21 protein-coding genes are annotated in these 18,700 nt (G+C 43.4%); 8 read left to right on the forward strand and 13 right to left on the reverse strand.

The annotated features are described in order from the left end of the window. The 3 genes from Q3A68_RS08580 to Q3A68_RS08590 form a co-directional block, all read right to left on the reverse strand. Positions 1-798, reverse strand: a complete 798-nt coding sequence (locus tag Q3A68_RS08580; protein ID WP_302900654.1) for a murein L,D-transpeptidase catalytic domain family protein — start codon at positions 796-798, stop codon at positions 1-3. A 237-nt stretch (positions 799-1,035) separates the two neighbouring features. Further along, positions 1,036-1,614 (reverse strand): nitroreductase family protein, encoded by a 579-nt coding sequence (locus Q3A68_RS08585; protein ID WP_302900655.1) that lies wholly within the window; start codon positions 1,612-1,614, stop codon positions 1,036-1,038. 67 nt (positions 1,615-1,681) lie between these two features. Further along, positions 1,682-4,114, reverse strand: coding sequence for an alpha-ketoacid dehydrogenase subunit alpha/beta (locus Q3A68_RS08590; RefSeq protein ID WP_302900656.1), 2,433 nt, complete (start codon positions 4,112-4,114; stop codon positions 1,682-1,684). Positions 4,115-4,251: 137 nt separating this feature from the next. Here Q3A68_RS08590 and Q3A68_RS08595 point away from each other — a divergent pair, with 137 nt between their 5' ends. Continuing rightward, a complete protein-coding gene (locus Q3A68_RS08595) occupies positions 4,252-4,656 on the forward strand; it encodes a DUF1573 domain-containing protein (protein WP_302900657.1) in 405 nt (134 codons plus the stop codon). Positions 4,657-4,793: 137 nt separating this feature from the next. Then, entirely contained in the window at positions 4,794-6,023 is a 1,230-nt protein-coding gene (locus Q3A68_RS08600) for a pyridoxal phosphate-dependent aminotransferase (RefSeq protein WP_302900658.1), read from the forward strand. A gap of 92 nt (positions 6,024-6,115) precedes the next feature. Here the strand turns inward: Q3A68_RS08600 and Q3A68_RS08605 are convergent, their stop codons facing one another. The 6 genes from Q3A68_RS08605 to Q3A68_RS08630 form a co-directional block, all read right to left on the reverse strand. Beyond that, a complete protein-coding gene (locus tag Q3A68_RS08605) occupies positions 6,116-6,574 on the reverse strand; it encodes an SRPBCC family protein (RefSeq protein ID WP_302900659.1) in 459 nt (152 codons plus the stop codon). Next, on the reverse strand, positions 6,571-6,897 hold the full coding sequence (locus tag Q3A68_RS08610) for an ArsR/SmtB family transcription factor (protein WP_302900660.1): 327 nt from the start codon (positions 6,895-6,897) through the stop codon (positions 6,571-6,573). Before Q3A68_RS08610 ends, Q3A68_RS08605 begins: the two co-directional genes overlap by 4 nt. Next, positions 6,878-7,333 (reverse strand): SRPBCC family protein, encoded by a 456-nt coding sequence (locus tag Q3A68_RS08615; protein WP_302900661.1) that lies wholly within the window; start codon positions 7,331-7,333, stop codon positions 6,878-6,880. Before Q3A68_RS08615 ends, Q3A68_RS08610 begins: the two co-directional genes overlap by 20 nt. A gap of 165 nt (positions 7,334-7,498) precedes the next feature. Then, on the reverse strand, positions 7,499-8,323 hold the full coding sequence (locus Q3A68_RS08620) for an EamA family transporter (protein ID WP_302900662.1): 825 nt from the start codon (positions 8,321-8,323) through the stop codon (positions 7,499-7,501). Between the two features lie 330 nt (positions 8,324-8,653). Continuing rightward, on the reverse strand, positions 8,654-9,061 hold the full coding sequence (locus Q3A68_RS08625; RefSeq protein WP_302900663.1) for a VOC family protein: 408 nt from the start codon (positions 9,059-9,061) through the stop codon (positions 8,654-8,656). An 84-nt stretch (positions 9,062-9,145) separates the two neighbouring features. Then, on the reverse strand, positions 9,146-10,045 hold the full coding sequence (locus Q3A68_RS08630; RefSeq protein ID WP_302900664.1) for a helix-turn-helix domain-containing protein: 900 nt from the start codon (positions 10,043-10,045) through the stop codon (positions 9,146-9,148). A 190-nt stretch (positions 10,046-10,235) separates the two neighbouring features. Between Q3A68_RS08630 and Q3A68_RS08635 the strand changes: the two genes are divergently transcribed. After that, the gene (locus tag Q3A68_RS08635; RefSeq protein ID WP_302900665.1) at positions 10,236-11,513 is read left to right on the forward strand and encodes an alginate lyase family protein; all 1,278 of its coding nucleotides are present in this window, start codon (positions 10,236-10,238) and stop codon (positions 11,511-11,513) included. Positions 11,514-11,695: 182 nt separating this feature from the next. On the opposite strand, the gene Q3A68_RS08640 is transcribed toward Q3A68_RS08635, so the two are convergent. The 4 genes from Q3A68_RS08640 to Q3A68_RS08655 form a co-directional block, all read right to left on the reverse strand. Next, the gene (locus tag Q3A68_RS08640) at positions 11,696-12,028 is read right to left on the reverse strand and encodes a hypothetical protein (protein ID WP_302900666.1); all 333 of its coding nucleotides are present in this window, start codon (positions 12,026-12,028) and stop codon (positions 11,696-11,698) included. Between the two features lie 272 nt (positions 12,029-12,300). Continuing rightward, positions 12,301-13,221 (reverse strand): glycoside hydrolase family 16 protein, encoded by a 921-nt coding sequence (locus tag Q3A68_RS08645; protein WP_302900667.1) that lies wholly within the window; start codon positions 13,219-13,221, stop codon positions 12,301-12,303. Positions 13,222-13,585: 364 nt separating this feature from the next. Next, positions 13,586-14,587 (reverse strand): hypothetical protein, encoded by a 1,002-nt coding sequence (locus tag Q3A68_RS08650; protein WP_302900668.1) that lies wholly within the window; start codon positions 14,585-14,587, stop codon positions 13,586-13,588. Between the two features lie 415 nt (positions 14,588-15,002). Next, positions 15,003-15,365: a winged helix-turn-helix transcriptional regulator gene (locus Q3A68_RS08655; protein ID WP_302900669.1), complete on the reverse strand. Its 363-nt coding sequence runs from the start codon at positions 15,363-15,365 to the stop codon at positions 15,003-15,005. A gap of 107 nt (positions 15,366-15,472) precedes the next feature. Here Q3A68_RS08655 and Q3A68_RS08660 point away from each other — a divergent pair, with 107 nt between their 5' ends. The 5 genes from Q3A68_RS08660 to Q3A68_RS08680 all read left to right on the forward strand — a co-directional run bounded on the left by Q3A68_RS08660 (position 15,473) and on the right by Q3A68_RS08680 (position 18,590). Further along, positions 15,473-16,225: a glucose 1-dehydrogenase gene (locus Q3A68_RS08660; protein WP_302900670.1), complete on the forward strand. Its 753-nt coding sequence runs from the start codon at positions 15,473-15,475 to the stop codon at positions 16,223-16,225. Between the two features lie 16 nt (positions 16,226-16,241). After that, positions 16,242-16,868, forward strand: coding sequence for an NADPH-dependent F420 reductase (locus Q3A68_RS08665; protein WP_302900671.1), 627 nt, complete (start codon positions 16,242-16,244; stop codon positions 16,866-16,868). Between the two features lie 12 nt (positions 16,869-16,880). Beyond that, positions 16,881-17,639, forward strand: a complete 759-nt coding sequence (locus tag Q3A68_RS08670; RefSeq protein WP_302900672.1) for an SDR family NAD(P)-dependent oxidoreductase — start codon at positions 16,881-16,883, stop codon at positions 17,637-17,639. Between the two features lie 28 nt (positions 17,640-17,667). After that, entirely contained in the window at positions 17,668-17,979 is a 312-nt protein-coding gene (locus Q3A68_RS08675) for a hypothetical protein (protein ID WP_302900673.1), read from the forward strand. A gap of 296 nt (positions 17,980-18,275) precedes the next feature. Continuing rightward, positions 18,276-18,590: a type II toxin-antitoxin system RelE/ParE family toxin gene (locus Q3A68_RS08680; protein WP_302900674.1), complete on the forward strand. Its 315-nt coding sequence runs from the start codon at positions 18,276-18,278 to the stop codon at positions 18,588-18,590. The last annotated feature ends 110 nt before the right edge of the window (positions 18,591-18,700 follow it).

Genomic DNA, 18,700 nt, shown 5'->3' on the forward strand with positions numbered 1-18,700 from the left:
TTAAAGGCTTGCTGTTTCAGATATGCTGCCTGGGTAAACATAGTTAGCGGCCACATCTGTATCGAGATATCTTGAATTATAGCTTCTGTCGTTACCGTTGATAAATAATACAGAGCCGCCTTTAATGATATTGATCACCTTCTTAGCAACTTTTGGCGATACAGCCGGGCAGCCTTCGCTGCGTCCAAGGCGACCTAATTGGTTGATCGATCCCTGTGAAACATAGGGCGCTGCATGTACCACTATTGAACGTGCACGGGCGTTGTCATTAAAACCTGCGTCCATACCGTTCAAACGTAACGAACGGCCATGTTTGCCATTATAGATGCCTTCTGTTACATAAAAGCCAAGGCTGCTTGCGTGAGAATCGCTTGCATTTGAGAAATAGCTTGGTAAATCATCACCGCTGCCATTTCCATGTGCCACCCAGGTGTTAAGGATCAATTCTTTATTAATCACGTCAACAATCCACATGCGTTTGGTACGACTTGATTTAGCCAAATCCACAATGGTAATAATTGAGCTATACGGAGGCACCTTATTAGCAGCCTTCAGATTAAAATATCCGGTTACGGCTTTTTGGAAAACGACAAGGTCTAGTCCCGTTTCACCTAACTGGGCATTATTATAAATATCCTCAAGATATTGAGTAAAATGTTCCTTTGCAGGGAAAGCTTTTACAGCTTTTGTTGTAGCTTTTTTTGATTTTTTCTTTGTATCAGGTTTCCAGCTGATACTAATAATAGCAATAGTGAAGATCAGTAGTGCACACAATACTCCCCAGAAGCGTCTCTTCATACTCCGTTAATTTGTTTTTACGTTTAATCAATAAAAATTTCAACTGACTAAGGCTAAATTAATTAGGTTATATTGCTGTGAATTACAAATGTATAAACTAAATTATCTAAAGTTACTAACGAAATTAGATCTAATTTATTTTATACTAATAATTAAATAAATTACAACAAGATTAAAAACCAAAGCCAATCAATTAATTTCTTATACGTTAAAAACTTAAGCGGGGTTAGGGTTAAATTAGCGTACCCAGGTAATTTTTTCTTCAAGTGGAATAGTGCGGCTGCCTTCGGGACTGGTATCAGCATAACCCAGATATAAAACACTAATCACGTGATCATCTTCGGTAAGCTTCAGAAACTCTTTCATTGGTGGGCGCAGGGCCATGCCTCCAGTGCTCCAGAATGATGCTATACCAAGCGCTGTTGCCCCCAGCAGAATATTTTGTACCGCGCAAGAAACAGCTTCCACCTCTTCTATAACAGGTATTTTAGGCAAATTGCCGCGCTTCATAACAGCCAATATCACGTGCGAGGCTTTATCGCCCTGATCATGCAGTTTGTTATAAACGGCCTGGTCAAAATTTTCGGGCATAGTGCTGCATTTATATAATTCAGCATGTTGGTGCGAAAAGTCAGCAGCCGTAGCGTAGACGACAAAGCGCCAGGGCTCGGTAAAACCATGTGTAGGTGCCCAGTCGGCAAGTTCCAGAAGGGATTCGATCTGGTAGTCCGGTATTTTTTTACCGTTCATGGCCACAGGCTTGGTGCTGCGGCGTTTTTTAATAATAGTTGATATGGTAGAAAAAGCGATATCCATAAATAAAAAATAATGCCCGCAAAAATACGGGCACTTTATTCAGAATAAGATTAACTGAATGTAATAATTAATACAATTTTGGATACTTGCCTGGATTGGCTTCGTTCATCATATTGTACACAATCTCAACTACATCATCCATTGAAGGTTTGCTGAAATAGTCGCCGTCGGTTCCATATGGTGGGCGATGCTCTCTCGCCGGCAGAGTTTTAGGCTGTGAATCCAGGTGATAGTAGCCATTTTGTGACTCCAATATCTTTTGCAAAATGTAGGCTGAACCACCTCCCGGCATATCTTCATCGACAACCAGCAACTTGTTGGTTTTCTTTAACGAGCTGCCACAAACATTCTCTGTATCAAAAGGATATAATGTTTGCGGATCAATCACTTCGATATGGATGCCCATCTTTTCCAGTTCTTCGGCTGCTTCCATGACAATTCGCAATGTTGAGCCATAGGAAACGACGGTCATATCGGCACCCTCTCTCAACACTTCAGCCTTACCTAATGGAACAGTAAACTCTCCTACATTGGATGGCAGACGTTCTTTCAAACGGTATCCATTCAAACATTCTATCACCAACGCGGGTTCATCACCCCGCAGTAGTGTATTATACATTCCCGCAGCCTGCGTCATATCGCGCGGCACGCAGATATGCAGGCCACGCATGGCGTTCAGAATCAAACCCAGCGGAGATCCCGAATGCCAAATTCCTTCCAAACGATGCCCACGGGTGCGAACGATCACCGGCGCTTTTTGCCCCCCGCGTGTGCGGTAGCTTAAAGAAGCCAGGTCATCGCTCAAAACAGTAGTCGCATAGATCAGGTAATCGAGGTATTGTATCTCGGCTATTGGCTTTAAGCCGCGCATAGCCAAACCCATACCCTGCCCAATAATAGTTGCTTCACGAATACCTGTATCTGAAATACGCAAATCAGAATATTTGCTCTGCAATCCGGCAAATCCCTGGTTCACGTCGCCAATAGCACCAACATCTTCGCCGAAAGCTACGATAGATTTATCGCGCTCAAAGTTGCTATCGAAGCAGGCATTCAATATTTCCCGACCGTCTAATAGTTTTGAGTCACTACCATATATTGGGTTGATAACAGGTACATTTAATGGCGATGCAGCGGTCTCAGTAAACAGTTTTGAGCTAAAACGTTCATCATTTTTCACGCGTTCATCGTTCAGCCAATTGATTAGATTTTGCCTGCTGCTTAGTTTTTCATTTACAGTGATGCGCAAAGTTTTCCGCCCGGCCGAAATAGCATCTTTACGACCCGGATCGACAGTCGCTTTTAATTCAGTAACAACGGCCCTGAGTTTTTCTGCATTTTCACTTTCAGACGCTATCTGTTCAATCAGCGTCGAAACTTGCCCAATTTCCTCATTAATCTCGGCAGCCAGTTCGTTCCAGACTTCCCGTTGAATTTCGCGCACATATTTTTTTGCAGTGGCTTCCAGCTCGTCCATTTCTTCTTCGGTCGCAATAGCTGATTCGATCATCCATTTACGCATTTGCAACAGACAATCGTGTTCATTTTCCCAGGCCAGCCGTTCTTTTGATTTATAACGCTCATGCGAACCAGAGGTAGAATGCCCCTGCGGCTGGGTCATTTCGGTTACATGGATCAGCACGGGAACGTGCTCGCGGCGACAGACATCAATGGCGCGTTCGTACGTTTCGCACAAAGCCACATAATCCCATCCGCGCACCTTGAATATTTCATAACCGTTGGTACCCTGTTCGCGCTGGAACCCTTTTAGTATCTCTGATATATCTTCTTTAGTAGTTTGCAGTTTCGCCGGAACAGAAATAGCATAAGCGTCATCCCAGATAGAGATAGCCATAGGGACCTGCAATACTCCGGCAGCATTAAATGTTTCAAAAAATAAGCCTTCAGAGGTAGAGCCATTACCGATGGTGCCAAAAGCAACTTCATTGCCATTAACAGAAAACTGCTTTAAATACTCCAGCTCCTGATTTTGCCGGTATAATTTGGATGCATAAGCCAAGCCCAGCAACCGGGGCATGTGACCTCCGGTTGTAGAAATATCAGCGGCACAATTCAACGTCTCTGCCTGATTGGCCCATGTACCATCAGCATTTACAAAACGTGTTGCAAAGTGACAGTTCATTTGTCGCCCAGCCGATGCCGGATCTTTTTCGATATCCGGGGTCGCATATAACTGTGCGAAAAATTCCCTTAGGTTACTTATGCCCGTAGCGAACATAAAAGTTTGGTCACGGTAATATCCCGCACGCCAGTCGCCCGCCCGAAATGCCTTTGCCATAGCCAGTTGCGCCACTTCCTTACCATCACCAAAAATTCCAAACTTGGCCTTTCCAGTCAACACCTCCCGCCTGCCAATCAAACTGGCCTGCCGGCTTTCGAAACCAATCCGATAGTCATTGATCACTATCTTTTGGAAATCATCAAAACTGAGTTCAGCCGCACTGAATTTACTTGAAGCACCCATTACAGTTTCGGGCATAATAATATTTTGTTTGGTGGACAAAAGTATAAAATTCTATTTTGTATTCGTCATATGTAACACACAAAACATGTTGTACGTTTAATAGTTTTTAATTTACGTTAAACCTTTTATCTTTGTATTAATCAAAACGAAATATGAAACAAATATTGTTAGTTTTTGCGGTTATTTTAGGCTTCGCCTTCACCGCTTCGGCGCAAGATAGCGAAAAAGCCGAATTTAAGTTTAATGAGGAAAAGCACGATTTCGGAAAAATTCCGCAAGGCATTCCTGTTACTACTGTCTTTGAATTTACCAATATCGGCAAAGAGCCTTTGATTCTAACAGATGTGAAACCTACATGTGGCTGCACCATTGCAGATTACACTAAAACCCCGGTAAAAAGCGGAGAAAAAGGTCTCATCAAGATCACTTATAATGCACAGGCTGTAATGCCATTTAATAAAACTATTGTGGTTACTTCAAACGCTAAAACCCCTACTAAATACTTAAATATAGTAGGCGAAGTTGTCGCCAAGGCCCCGCCAAGCAGTAGTAAGTAAAGAGATTTGCAGAGCATAATTGAAAGCCTTCTGATATCTCAGGAGGCTTTCTTGTTTTTTTGTCATTTTTACTACAACAAAAAAAGACCCCAATTTTTAATTGAATTCCTAATATTTTCTTTTGCTAATTTTGCACCATGCCAAAAATATCAGAAAAGGGACAGCTGATGCCGGCTTCTCCCATACGTAAACTTACCCCCTTTGCCGATAAAGCTAAGCTGGAAGGTAAGAAAGTTTATCACCTCAATATCGGTCAGCCGGATATTGAAACGCCTGAAGGAATGCTGAAGGCCATTAAGAACATCGACTTTAAAGTTTGGGCGTATACGGCCTCTGAAGGTACTTTATCCTACCGCAAGAAGCTGACAGAATACTATAATAAACTGGGGTATAACATCGCCCCTGATAATATATTGGTTACAACCGGTGGCTCGGAAGCAATTATCATTGCGATGATGGCCTGCATGGATCCTGATGATGAAGTGATTATTCCGGAACCATTTTATGCCAACTACAATGGCTTTGCCTGCCAGAGCGGCGTTGTGGTAAGACCGATTTTATCCTACATCGATAATGGCTTTGCGCTTCCCCCTATCAGCGAATTTGAGAAGTTAATTACTGAAAAAACAAAAGCCATCTTCATTTGCAGCCCCAACAACCCTACAGGCTACCTTTATTCAAAAGAGGAAATGGAGGCATTAAAGGAATTGGTACTGAAGCATGACCTGTACCTGTTTGCAGACGAGGCTTATCGCGAGTTTTGCTATGACGGACGAGAATTCCTTTCGCCAATACACTTGAGCGGACTGGATGAGAATGTAATTATACTGGACACCGTGAGCAAACGCTATAGCGCATGCGGCGCGCGCTTAGGCTGTATCATTACAAAAAACAAGGAAGTTTGGAATACAGGGCTAAAATTTGCACAGGCCCGTTTAAGTCCAGGTATGGTGGAGCAGATTGCAGGTGAAGCTGCCATAGATACTCCTGGCAGCTATTTTGAGGCGGTTAATAAAGAATACAGCCATCGCCGTGATACACTGGTAAATGCACTGAACCATATGGAAGGCGTTTACTGCCCTAATCCGGGTGGTGCATTTTATGTGGTGGCACGTTTGCCTATTGATAATGCCGACAAATTTTGTCAATGGATGCTGGAGGCGTTCAGCTATGAAAACCAGACCGTGATGATGGCCCCTGCAACCGGATTTTACAGTACTCCCGGTGCAGGTCTTAACGAAGTACGACTGGCTTATGTACTGAACAATAACGATATTGAAAAAGCCATGATCTGCCTGGAAGAAGGCTTAAAAGCCTATCCGGGAAGGACAGTTGATAGCTCGCAGCTGGCAGTTAGCAGTAAATAACAGTTCGCGGTTTGCAGTTAGCACTATCATAATTATGATAAAAAAGACCAGCCCGCGAGGTTGGTCTTTTCATTTATAGCTCCTCATATTCCTTATCCTTTTTGCAGCACACCCTGCCCCTGTTCAATAAATTTAAATAAGCTCTTGTTGAAGTAATGGTTCCAGCCGGCCTGGCAATTCTCAAAACATTCTACCTCGGGGGTTAACCCTACATGCGTCATATCAACTTTGGTGGCGCCTTTTTCTTCCGAAATTTCAAATACGACCTCGGTATCCTTCCATTCCTTTATGTCTTTCAGCCAGGGCAAATGACAATCGGTAACCAGCCAGGTAACTTTCTTACCCGGAATAACCTCCGTAATCTTAAAGGTAACGGTGGTTTCTCCCCACCATATTTTGAAAGTATCGTCTGTGTTTTTAGCGCTGCCCTCAAAGTTTGCCGCCCACCATTCGTTTACACGACTGATCTTGTCAAATACTTCCATTGCACTTGCATCTACCACAATACTGCTGTGGTAATTTTGTTGCTGTGTTAATGTTGCTGCTTTCATGACTTTTTATTTTTATTGTTTAATAGTGTTTCCAAATCTTTCAGTTTTGTCTTCCAGAAGTTATCGAAGAAGTTGATCCATTTTTGAAGTTCGTCAAAACCGTCCTTTTTCAGGGTACAGTAACGCTCCCTGCCAATGTCTTCTATCGAAATAAAGCCCGCATTGTACATTATCTTCACATGTTTGGATACGGCCGGGCGACTCATATCAAAATGCTCAGCTAATGAATTGATGGGCAGGCTCTGTTCCGAAAGCATCCTCAGCATTTGCCTCCTGCTCGGGTCAGCTATCACCTGGAATACGTCAAGCGCGGGTACTGCCATTTTTTACTTCGTTTATGACCTTGTTAATTTTATTCATGTTATCCAACCAGCCTTTTTCCATTGCATTAAAGATGATTACGTTGAAGTTGGCTTCTTTAAATCCGTCGTTCACCAGCAAAAGCTCCGTTCCGTTGTCTTTAGCCTCTAAGGTCCAGGTAACAATGGAATCGATGGTGATCTGCCCATTCCCCGGACCGCATTTCCAGGAGTAGGTCAGCTTTTTCAATGGCTCAATTTCCAGCACCTTGCAATAAACCATGCCGTCAAATTCGAGGCTTGGTATCGGCCCCACGGTAAACTGGAAATCGTGGCCCAGTTTCAGCTCGAAATTATTTTTCATCAGCCATTGCTCCATCAGCTCGGCTTTGGTCAGGTAATCCCACACAATCGCGGGTGCGTGGGAATAAAATACTTTGTGAATGATTGCTTTCTCCATAATAAGTAACTTTTAAGTTACCCAAATGTATAAGTAACTTTTGAGTTACGCAAATTTATTTTAGAATATTTTTCACTGGTGTTCACGTTCACGGCGCGTGAACGCTCGTGAACACTATCAAATTGTTGAAACTTAAATACTTAACTGTACTTGTGACCAGTGAATTTAATTCTCCGGTGCAACAGGCGGAGTTTTTTTCCCCGTTAATGTAGCTCCAGCACTTGCAATAATAACCAATGCTACGGCAAGCCATTCGTAAAAAGACAGGTATTCGTGCAGGAAAAGGAGACCGGAAAAAGCCGCTACAGCGGGTTCCAAACTCATTAAAATACTAAACGTTTTTGCGGGGATCTTCCGCAGCGCATGCATCTCGAGGGTAAAAGGGATAGCGCTGGAGAGCAGGGCCAGCGCAATTCCCGGCAGCAGCATCGCGGGCCTGAAATTGATCAGCAACCCGTTCCCGATGGCTACCGGCAACACCAGCAGAGATGCAAAGATCATCCCGATGGTAACGGCTTTGCTCCCATCCATTATTTTAGATATGTGCCCGCCCAGTAAAATATATGCCGCCCAGAGTGCGCCTGCAAGCAAGGCCAGCAGTATGCCAATAACATCCAAACGGTTATTGCTCCACGGTGCTATCAGCGCTATCCCTGTGGCTGCAAGCAGCACCCATAAAAAGTCTACCAGGCGCCTGGAACCGGAAAGGGCAAGCGCCAGAGGTCCCAAGAATTCGATGGCGACACCCAAGCCCAGCGGTATGCGGGAGATTGCCATGTAGAAGACGGTATTCATTGTCCCTAAGGTCAGACCGTACAAAACAACAGCTTTCCATTGTGCGGCCGTCACATTACGAAGGTTGGGCCGGTTAAAAAGCATCAGGATAATGGCCGACAAAACGATTCTTAACGAAGAAGTCGCAGCCGCGCCTAATACAGGAAATATACCTTTTGCAATAGCGGCGCCACCCTGGAAACTGGCTATCGCCAACAATACCGCCAGTACCGCCGGAAATTCAAACCCTTTTTTATCCTTCATTTATTTTGTTTGGCGGTTGAAAATAATTATTTCGCCGGTAACAGATGTCAGTCTAAAGTCAGTTGACAAAACACCGTTAAATAACCGCCTGTCCAAGCGTGCCGTTTGGACACACAAAAGTTTAAGCGTCCCGCTTAAACTAACTACGACATGCTGTTTTAATATCTATAATCAAAAGTGAGTTATTATTTAAGCGGGACACATAATTTGTTTGCATTCAAGCGGCACGCTTGAACGGCTGCTTAGTATTTCTTTTTATCGAAACGTTTAATTTCCAAAAGTTTACGAATGGGAGAACTGGCTCATATTCACGTAAGCCATTTCCCATCTGTGACCATCCAAATCGGCAAAGCCGTGCTGATACATAAACCCATGATCTTGTGCCTGCGCATAAATCCTGCCACCCAATGATTCGGCTTTGTTTATGAATTGTTTTACTTCGTCTGCCGATGTTGCATCCAGTGTGATGAGCACTTCTGTAGACCGCTTGGCATCGCACACTTCGGTATCGATAAAAGATTTGAAATAGGTAGTTGTGAGCAACATCACAAAAATGCTGTCGCTTACAATCATGCAGCCGGCCTTTTCATCACTAAATTGCGGATTAAAGGAAAAACCTAAATTTTGAAAAAACTCCATAGACTTTGTCAGGTCGTTCACAGGGAGATTGATAAATACTTTTGTTGCCATGTTATTGAATTAGTTGTAGAGCAAAGAAACTTAATCTGACATAAAAAGATTTGGTATAAAACTTGGATAAACAGGTCAATTTAATTACTTGTTTCGTTTGCGGAAGCCAGAGGGGGAAAGACCTACCTTTTTCTTAAAGAATTTGCCAAAATTCGCGGGGTCTGAAAAATTAAGTTGATAAGCAATTTCGGCTATCTCAAAATCAGTATATTGGATAAGGGACTTAGCTTCGGTAGCCAGGCGATCAGTAATAAATGTGAGCGCATTTTTTCCTGATATCTGTTTAACTAATTGAGAAAGGTAATTGGCGGTAACCGAAAGCATATCTGCGTATTCCTGCACCGTGCGTTTATCAATATAATGGTTGTCAATCAGTTGCACAAACTTGCGCAATAGAATTTGTTGCGGCGTGGCCTGGGGAATATTTTTTCCCCTTTCCAGAGCAAAGTCTTCCAGGTAATAAAGTAAACCCAGCAGTTTTACCTTTGCTTCAATACGTTCTAATTTGGTTGATCTTTCATAAGCGGCAAATACGGATTCAAAGTGTGGCGCTAACCGGTCAAATACAGTAAGATCAAACCTAAACAAATTAGTATGCAACAAATCAAATAAAGGGAACTGTTGATGAAAATCCGGCTTAAAAAAGGAGAAGCACTCCGGCTTAAAATAGATCACATAACCCTCAAGCGCATTGTTATGCGCAAAGCTATATACGAGGTTGGGTGAATGAAATACGAGATAGGAATCAGGATCATGAATAGTCTGATCGCCATAGTTAACTTCGATTTTGCCTGAATTGAATAATAAAGCAAAAAAATAGAATGAACGCTTAAAAGGCGGTCGGTATACCTGCACATCACCACCAAGCTTTTTTAACCTCAGACAGTAAAAGTTTGGATCAGTTGTTCGGGCAGGCCATGGAATAGAGGCCAAAAAGTCGTTAATATCAGTATAATAAGGAAGGGCAGGGTTCGTTTTCTCCATAAATAGACCACAAAAGGATCGATCCTAAAATAGAAAAGAAAATCTTTGAATTATCATTTATGAATTATTTCCGTCCTGGCGATCCCTACCCGGTCGAGCCACTGCTGGTCGAGGCGTGGCTATAGTTTGTCCGGGTAAATAACCATTAAACCTCTAAATTTGGCCAATTTTAAAACAACATCTACTAAAAATGAAGAGCAACAATACGAGAGTGGTAGTTAAGCTTATGGTCATCCTGACGTTGAGCGCCTGCGCAAAAAATGGAAGTGGCCTGATGAAAACAAACGGCATAGAAAACTCTTCCGTTACGACTGGAAACGTTACAACAATAAATACAATTTCTACGGTAATACATCCCGGAATGCTGCATACAGCAGCCGATTTTACGCGGATGACCACCAATGTGAATGCTGGTCGCGAGCCCTGGTTATCCGGATGGAATAAATTAGTGGCAAACGGTCATTCATCACCAAGCTATGTCCCAAGACCAGTGGATACTATTGTGCGTGGCAAAGCGGCAAGCGGTGCTCCTGAGAATTACATTTTAGCGTGCCAGGATGCTGCGGCTGCCTATCAGGAAGCTTTACGCTGGAAGATTAAAGGTGATGTGGCATGCGGCAACAACGCGATAAAAATAATGAACGCCTGGGCCAGTATTTGTACAGGTATGGATGGCGATTCTAATCAGGCCCTGGCGGCTGGACTGCAAGGTTACCAATGGGCCAATGCATCCGAAATTATGCGTAGTTATAGTGGTTGGGCGCCTGCTGATTTTACCAGGTTTAAAAACTTTTTACTCAATGTTTATTACCCCGTTTCTTATCGTTTTTTAAATACTCATAATGGGACATGCGATACGCATTACTGGCTAAATTGGGATATGTCGAACCTGTGTACTGTACTGGCAATTGGTATATTGTGTGATGATACGGCCAAAATAAATTATGCAATTAATTATTACGCACATACAGGTGTTGGTAATGGCTTTATCGGCCGTGTTGCATCTAAGATATATCCAAACGGGATGGCGCAGCCACAAGAAGCTGGACGCGACCAGGGGCATGCTACAATGGAGGTACCACTGCTGGGCGCGTTTTGTATTATGGCAAACAACCAGGGTGTAAATTTGATGGATTATAATCCTTGGAATGAAATTAACCCGCGTTTGCTGGCTGTTAGCGAATATATTGCTGCTTATAACATCAATACTAGTAATACTGTGCCTTATACCACTTATAACAATTGTAATAACGTTAATCAAACGGTAATAGCTGCGGCTGGCAGAGGCGTAATCCGACCGGGTTGGGAATTGATTTACAATTATTATGTAAAGCAAAAGGGAAAATCTGCTCCATATTCCACGCAATTTGCTGCCCTGGTTAGGCCCGAAGGTGGAGGTGGCGATTATGGTGTAAATAGTGGCAGTTACGATCAATTAGGTTTTGGGACATTAACCTTTTCAAGATAAAATCCTGTGATCTGGTGCGAATATGGCCAGCTGGCAAATGTGCTAAGGCTCCTCGCTCAAGAAAAAACTCACTAAAAACAAACGATCGTTCAATCAACCGATCGCTTTAACGAAATTGCAGGGTCTCCAAAGGGATGACCCTGCAATAGGAACTCACTTCACTTATCCGGCCAAACCCCAGCTTACCCCCTACGGGCAATTGTCGGTAGTTTGCTATCTTTTACCATCGACCGTCCTTCAAAAAGCAACGAGCTAATCACAAAAGCAATTAGCAGGCATAGCATACATTTAGCTGCATGTTGCAGAAAATTCACCTTTTCTTTGTCATGGTATCTCACGCTGATCTTGATCAGCTCATGTTGATGAATGTCCTGCGCCGGCAATGCTATGCTTGAAAAACGCAGCCGGCCCTTTTTTTTCTCTATTCTTGAGAGCAAAATAGCAGTGTAGGCACGGGCGCAAACATAACCCAGTAATAGGGGCAAGACGATGATCAGATCAGCAGTTGATTTCATAATTAATTCAATTTGATAACATTAATGCATTAGGGAAAAGAGCATGCATCAAAATTGGGCAATATGCTGTTAGCGCGATATAGATACAATTATGAAAGTCTTGTCATAATTTTTGCTACAAACGGATGGTCATACCCTGCTATCGCCCGTGTCTTAGCTTGTGGTTTTTCAAAATAATGGGTATTCCGCTGTGAAAAGTAAGAGAATACTTTTCCGCTTTCGGACAGATCGAAAAGATGCTTTGAGAATTTCTAATAAGAACCTTTAGAAGATTAATGGGCCGAGGTGAACACCTTCACATAGTCAACATACATTGTTCCGCACTGTATATCTGTCGGCTTAAGCGTCTTATCATAAAACCAGCCCCCTACAGGTAAAGCCAGCGAAACGCTCTGTGAGGTGCCAAAAAGATTGCTTATAAAACCGCCTGTTGTTTTTGTTTCAACAAGATTTCCGTCAAGATAGGATTTAAGTGAGTTTTGTGTCCACTCCATTGTATACACATGGTAACAAGTAGCAAGGTCGCCACTGGTAGGATTATATAAAAGACTACCCGAAACCAGACTCTTACCGGGTGTTGTACCAAATGCATAGTCGGTTGAATACATTTTGGTAGTGTTGCCTTGTGCCTCAACGCAATCAATCTCGCCGGTTGTAGGCCATGCCCCGTTGCCATAGGTCCAGAACCACGAAGTAACCCCAAACCCCGTAGCCACTTTTATTCTTGCGACCAGGCGTACCTTTGGCGTTGTACTATTCGCCGAAAAAGACTGCTTGGACGTAAGCCACCCGGAAGTAAAATTAAAAGTTGCAGTAGTATCATTATTTACAGTTTTTGGGCCGGTCACCGTGTCGCGCTTTGCGGTAAGCTGCAAAACCCCGTTCACTATTTGCACGTTTGCGGGTTCACTGCACTGTAAGGCGCCGCGCATCCCTCCAGTCAAAGCAGTCCAGTTTGAAAGATCTCCGGTAAACTCATCATCGAAGGCTTTTGTCCAGCCATGATTGGTCAATGTAGTGTCGCTGACATCAAAATCACATGTTGTCGTCGTTGTTTGCGGGTTTATTTTAGCAGCACTTACAGGCCCGGTATTATTATTACCCGTTTTCCCGCTACCCGACTTACCGCAACCACCTAACACTACTAATCCTGTGATAGCTATTGCGAAATAAAGTTTGTTTTGGACTGACATGTTAATTTTATTAGATTTTTCAAATGAACTATCGGGTTGCAAAACTATGCATATCTAAGAATTATACCATAGCTATTTGCTAACAAAACAACCGCCGATTCAGCAATGCGCTACATCCCTATTAAATTTTGACTTGGTAAGCTTCCTGAAATTTTCAAATAAGATTTTATTTCTGGGCATAGAAAGTTTTAAGCATACCGCCTAAATCAAAAGCAGCCGACTATATTTTTACGTAAAATATGCCTATTTGTTTCAAGCATCACCCGATCTAAACTCAGGCAAAAAAAAATCCCTCTCCAACCGAGAGGGACTAAGTTGAGGCGTGGAACCGGAAGGATTTTCGCTCTGCCCCGGCAAACAGCTCTTACAACGGATTACAATTCGTTTTTAATTTTTGGCTATAATCAGCATTTAACGGCTCATTGGTTTGTGCAAGACGCTGTGCGCCTACGTTTGCAGGGCAGGCGATTCCTTTAGGACCATCATAAACCAGGTCGGGTTTGGCATCAATGAGTTCTTTAGGCACGTAGATCTGCATCCTGGTGATGGAATACCCCCTCGGAAAATAACGGATATAATAACCATCCGGATGTAAAGACCATATACCCGAAGGCACTTCCGGATCGGCTTGCGCGACTCCCGCCAACAGGGCATATTTTTCCATTTCTTCATATGATGCATTACCTGATGCAGCCAGTTGGCGGATATTATTTTCGGCTTCAAAAACGCTTTGAGCGGCCGGGGGGAGCTGGTCTTTTGCTTTTGCCATTACACTTGCCGGCAGTACCCCCAATGCGCCGCCCTCCAGCATAAGCAGTTCCTGCGGAGATAGTAAAGTGGTTGCAGTTAATTTAATGTCTGTGCCAAAGTCGGCAAAGCGGGTACGGGCAACTATCGCCCAAAGCAATACCTGGATGCTGCGCTGTTTTACTTCCGGATGTTTTTCAGCATTTTTCAGGATCAGTATCACCACGTCAGCCTTAGGGCCCAATACTGGTGCAAGCATATAACCATCGCCCTTACTTGGGCCGTGTGTACCAGCATGCAGGCAATAGCTTTTGTTGGTCATTTCAAAAAAACCGGCACAAAGTTTAAAACCGCCTCCGGGCGCTTTTGGCAGCAGGTATAAAGGCTCAGGCTGCTGTCCTTCCATAAAAGATGGTGGTTTTGAACCTGTTTTGTTTACATCTTTAAAACTGGTGCTAATGGCCTGCGGTTGTTTCAATATTTTATTTAGACCGCCTCCCGATGCTATGTCGGTACCTTTTTCCAATAATTTTTTCCCTAAACCGCCCAATTGTGCGTGGGCTGCAGTAATGTAAAATGTACATGCAATAAGTACAGCAAATAGTTTTTGTATTTTCATAAGTAACAAGATGGTTAGATGCTGCTAAATTAACCAAAATGACATTAACAGGATGTTACAATTGGTTCATTTTTGTTTTTCCCCCACTTGACCCAATAAATAACCCTCAAACAACTCAACCAATTGTCTCCTTTCTTTCTGGGCACTTGTCCCACATACCATTTCATTTTAATCAATTAGGCACCAAAAAAACCAAAGGCAGGTGTGTTATAAGGGACGAATTTCACTACTGCCAGAGCTAGTGGGGCTGACGGCGCAATGAAACCGGGCACGATAGTGCGAGATGCAATGAAGCCGCCTGCTGTAGCTGCATGATTCCAATGGGGTATGTGTCTTTGCTTTTCATGAGCAAGGCCAGACGATTAAAGTCAACCGCCAGACATGCTACTTTTTTCATTCCCAATTTGATCTTACACTATTGGGCATAAGTTATTCTATCAGTCTCTTTGGGTGTTAAAGCTACCTCATATTTGCAATTCCATTCTTTTATACTTTCTAGAATTGGCAAAAAAGCTAAGCCTTTTTCAGATAACTTATATTCTACCCTGGGCGGTAGCTCCTTATAGGCTAATCTCTCCAATAGTCCGTCTTCTTCCAACTCTTTAAGTTGCTCGGTCAGTACTTTCCTTGAAATGAGCGGTATAATGGAATCCAGCTGACCAAAACGAACGGTACGGGTGCCAATCACATTAATGATGATTGGCTTCCATTTATTGCCAATAGTGCCGATGGCTCTCGTAAATGGACAATTCGAAGCGCAAAATCTCTCGTCTCTCATATTTTGAAATTTGTAGTTACCTCGCAGTAACCAGAATAATCTATATTAGTTACAAATATAAACTAATGATAGTAACTTTGCGAAACAAATTTAATATTAAATTAAAAATGAGCAGATTAACAAATAAAGTAGTCGTAATTACAGGCGGTAATAGCGGGATTGGATTGGGCATTGCACTGGAATTTAAGAATGAAGGTGCAAAGGGAGTTATCGTCGGCAGAAATCAGGAAACGATGGATAACGCTGTGGCGAAACTGGGAGATGATTTCATAGCTATCAATGCCGACGTGACCAATATTGCAGACCTGGAAAGGGTGTTTGCCGCAACTTCTGAAAAATTCGGGAAAATAGACGTGGTCGTAGCCAATGCAGGTGCCGGAGCGGTAGGAACTGTGGCAACTTTTGACGAAACCGCGTTTGACCAGGCCATCGACCTGAACCTGAAGAGTGTTTACTTCACGGTTCAGAAAGCATTACCCTATATGAATGATGGTGGCTCTGTTATTCTCATCGGATCAAATGCTGCCCATCGGGCCTACGCGAATTTTACACTTTACGGTGCAGCAAAAGCGGCGGTGATTTATTTAGCCAAAGGACTTTCAAGCGACCTTTTAGATCGGAAGATCAGGGCAAATGTCATTACTCCAGGTACAACCGATACACCTGCATTTGACAAATTTGTTCCGGCAGAACAAATGGAAGCGGTAAAAAAACACTTTGCAGATCAAATGCCGATAGGCCGGATCGGGCAACCGTCTGACATTGGTAAAACAGCAGTTTTCCTGGCCTCTGATGATTCTTCTTTTATGTTGGGTGCCGAACTCCTTGTGGATGGCGGCATGACCTATTTATCAAAATAATTAAAAAATTCTCAAAATGAATAATTCACAAAACGTAGCAAAAAGCTACGCAATTATCGGCTTTGGCAAGATTGGCAAGGCCCTGGCGAAGGCGTTCGCCCGCAAAGGCGTCGAAGTATCCGTTGCCACCACGCGTAACCCGGAAAGCTTTGCATCCGAGGCTGCCGCGATCGGAACCGGGATCATTCCCGCAACATTGGCGGATGCCGTCAAGGCGGACGTCATCTTTTTGGCGGTGCGTTTTGAGTCGCACTCGGACGTCGCAAAGGCGCTGCCCGAATGGCAGGGAAAGATCATCGTAGATGTGACCAATGCCTACGGCGTGCCCCCCGAAAAGTTACACGGGCTGCCTTCTGCCAAATTTGTAGCGCAGGCTTTCAACGGAGGGAAACTCGTTAAAGGCTTCAACCATTTAGGCGCTGCTATCCTCGGCCAGGATCCGGCCGTACATGAAGGCAGTCGGGTCGTGTTCCTCGCTAGCGACGATGATGGTGCAACTGCGGAGATCGCAGCGCTTGCGGAAGATCTTGGTTTCGCGGCAGTCAAACTTGGCGGGCTGTCTGAAGGCGGACTACTGGTACAAGCGCAAGGAAATAACTGGGGACAGTTGATCTTCCAGGACCTGATCAAGTTTAAATCTTAAATAATAGAAATCATGAATAAATTAGAAAACAAAGTAGCGGTAGTTACCGGTGCATCAAAAGGAATAGGCGCAGCGATCGCCAAGCATTTTGCCGCAGCCGGCGCAAAAGTAGTGGTGAATTATGCCACCAGTAAAGAAGGCGCAGATAAAGTAGTTAAGGAGATCACAGATAATGGCGGCACGGCCATCGCTGTACAGGCCGATGTATCGAATGAAGCCGATGTAACCAGGCTGTTTGAAGAAACCAAACAGACTTTCGGCGCCTTGGACGTTTTAGTAAATAATGCGGTAGCTCAAGGATACGCACCTATCGAACAGATTTCGGTGAAGGCATTTCACCAAAGCTTTAACGTCAACGTTTTAGGGCCTATATTGACAATCCAGGCGGCGCTAAAACTTTTCGGCGAAAAGGGGGGAAACATTATCAATATCAGTTCCGGTGCGAGTAAGTATCCTCTTCCGAATGCGTCATTATACTCTTCAACTAAAGCAGCACTTGATGCCTTCACTATTGCTTTATCTAAGGAGTTAGGTATTAAAAACGTTCGGATCAATTCTATTTTACCGGGCGCCACGAATACTGAAGGCGCCGCCAATGCAGGCGTCACTCCGGGCAGCGACTATGAAAAAATGTTTGTCGAAAAAACACCGCTTGGGCGCAGGGGCCAACCCACTGACATCGCGAAAGCTGCTGTTTTTCTGGCATCCGATGATGCAGCCTGGATCACGGGCGAGCAGATATCCGTTTCGGGTGGTATGTATGGTTTTTAAATCCGTAAACTCAAGAAAATGAAAGACAATGAGGCGGAATTATTGGCCTTCGATAGCTGAAGTAATGAAAGTAGCTTTTAAAAGAGTAGGTTCATCATATGCCAAATACGGATTCGTTCTTGTATGTGATTTTGTATGTGAAAAAGAAACTATGTATCCTAAAACGGCGGAAGCCATAATCACAAAATTGAAAGAAGACCCTGACGGCTTTACTGCCAAGGAAGAAAAAGAAATGAAAAAACAACAGGCCATAATTGCGGCAAAGGCCCAAGCCGACGAAGCCGACAAGATACAGAAAGCGGCTAAAGAGAATTTGGGTAAAGTAAGATCCGGGAAGTAGATTTGGCGTGGGGGTATTAACTGATCGGCCATTCCCACACCCTGGAATTTATCTAGAAGATGGTTCTTTAACTAAAGCAGCTTCGTGCTAAAGGAGATCAAAACGTATGGGGCTTTTGAACTGTAAGTAATGAGGTGGTGATCAAGGCGAAATACCTTGAATTTGAAATAACTGTATAATTAAAACAATAATAACCAAAAAATCTATACAAAAAACTTCAACGAATTTGGTTATTTAAAATTTTTTACTTTCCTTTGTTTTAATTAATCGAATGGTTTAATTAAACGTTATTTGACATGTTGGTATCCTTTACAGATTCGTATTTCGAATTGCTGTATACTGGAGGCAAGGTCCCGGGTAAACCGCGGTTCCCGCCTGAGGTCATCAAGCAATACCGTTTACGGATCGATCAGATCAAGAACAGCACATCAACCCAGGAACTGAGCAAATTCAGGAGCCTGCGTTTCGAAAAGCTGGAACCTAAAAATGCCCCTGACCCGGTTTATTCCATCAGGGTGAATGATCAGTACAGGCTGGAGTTTTACCTGGACCATAACGGCAAGATTGAGATCGTCCAGGTCATCCGAATGAGTGATCATTACGCAAAATAGCCCTAACAGCTATTTTAAGGTACGCATAGTATACGTTGTCACGAAAAAAGTAGAAGGCATTTGAAAAGAAGAAGTCTAAGAAAAGAAGAAGGCATTAAGAAAAACCGTCA

This window comes from Mucilaginibacter tolerans, from assembly GCF_030519375.1.
In the GTDB taxonomy this organism is placed as follows: domain Bacteria; phylum Bacteroidota; class Bacteroidia; order Sphingobacteriales; family Sphingobacteriaceae; genus Mucilaginibacter.

What these genes read in the sequence shown, in the direction of transcription:
- Q3A68_RS08615 (WP_302900661.1), bottom strand. Translation starts at nt 7,333, where the DNA reads ATGGAGAAAGCAATCATTCACAAAGTATTTTATTCCCACGCACCCGCG.
- Q3A68_RS08590 (WP_302900656.1), bottom strand. Translation starts at nt 4,114, where the DNA reads ATGCCCGAAACTGTAATGGGTGCTTCAAGTAAATTCAGTGCGGCTGAA.
- Q3A68_RS08605 (WP_302900659.1), bottom strand. Translation starts at nt 6,574, where the DNA reads ATGAAAGCAGCAACATTAACACAGCAACAAAATTACCACAGCAGTATT.
- Q3A68_RS08600 (WP_302900658.1), top strand. Translation starts at nt 4,794, where the DNA reads ATGCCAAAAATATCAGAAAAGGGACAGCTGATGCCGGCTTCTCCCATA.
- Q3A68_RS08665 (WP_302900671.1), top strand. Translation starts at nt 16,242, where the DNA reads ATGAATAATTCACAAAACGTAGCAAAAAGCTACGCAATTATCGGCTTT.
- Q3A68_RS08630 (WP_302900664.1), bottom strand. Translation starts at nt 10,045, where the DNA reads ATGGAGAAAACGAACCCTGCCCTTCCTTATTATACTGATATTAACGAC.
- Q3A68_RS08595 (WP_302900657.1), top strand. Translation starts at nt 4,252, where the DNA reads ATGAAACAAATATTGTTAGTTTTTGCGGTTATTTTAGGCTTCGCCTTC.
- Q3A68_RS08610 (WP_302900660.1), bottom strand. Translation starts at nt 6,897, where the DNA reads ATGGCAGTACCCGCGCTTGACGTATTCCAGGTGATAGCTGACCCGAGC.
- Q3A68_RS08640 (WP_302900666.1), bottom strand. Translation starts at nt 12,028, where the DNA reads ATGAAATCAACTGCTGATCTGATCATCGTCTTGCCCCTATTACTGGGT.
- Q3A68_RS08650 (WP_302900668.1), bottom strand. Translation starts at nt 14,587, where the DNA reads ATGAAAATACAAAAACTATTTGCTGTACTTATTGCATGTACATTTTAC.
- Q3A68_RS08660 (WP_302900670.1), top strand. Translation starts at nt 15,473, where the DNA reads ATGAGCAGATTAACAAATAAAGTAGTCGTAATTACAGGCGGTAATAGC.
- Q3A68_RS08670 (WP_302900672.1), top strand. Translation starts at nt 16,881, where the DNA reads ATGAATAAATTAGAAAACAAAGTAGCGGTAGTTACCGGTGCATCAAAA.
- Q3A68_RS08635 (WP_302900665.1), top strand. Translation starts at nt 10,236, where the DNA reads ATGAAGAGCAACAATACGAGAGTGGTAGTTAAGCTTATGGTCATCCTG.
- Q3A68_RS08645 (WP_302900667.1), bottom strand. Translation starts at nt 13,221, where the DNA reads ATGTCAGTCCAAAACAAACTTTATTTCGCAATAGCTATCACAGGATTA.
- Q3A68_RS08625 (WP_302900663.1), bottom strand. Translation starts at nt 9,061, where the DNA reads ATGGCAACAAAAGTATTTATCAATCTCCCTGTGAACGACCTGACAAAG.
- Q3A68_RS08675 (WP_302900673.1), top strand. Translation starts at nt 17,668, where the DNA reads ATGAGGCGGAATTATTGGCCTTCGATAGCTGAAGTAATGAAAGTAGCT.
- Q3A68_RS08655 (WP_302900669.1), bottom strand. Translation starts at nt 15,365, where the DNA reads ATGAGAGACGAGAGATTTTGCGCTTCGAATTGTCCATTTACGAGAGCC.
- Q3A68_RS08680 (WP_302900674.1), top strand. Translation starts at nt 18,276, where the DNA reads ATGTTGGTATCCTTTACAGATTCGTATTTCGAATTGCTGTATACTGGA.
- Q3A68_RS08585 (WP_302900655.1), bottom strand. Translation starts at nt 1,614, where the DNA reads ATGGATATCGCTTTTTCTACCATATCAACTATTATTAAAAAACGCCGC.
- Q3A68_RS08580 (WP_302900654.1), bottom strand. Translation starts at nt 798, where the DNA reads ATGAAGAGACGCTTCTGGGGAGTATTGTGTGCACTACTGATCTTCACT.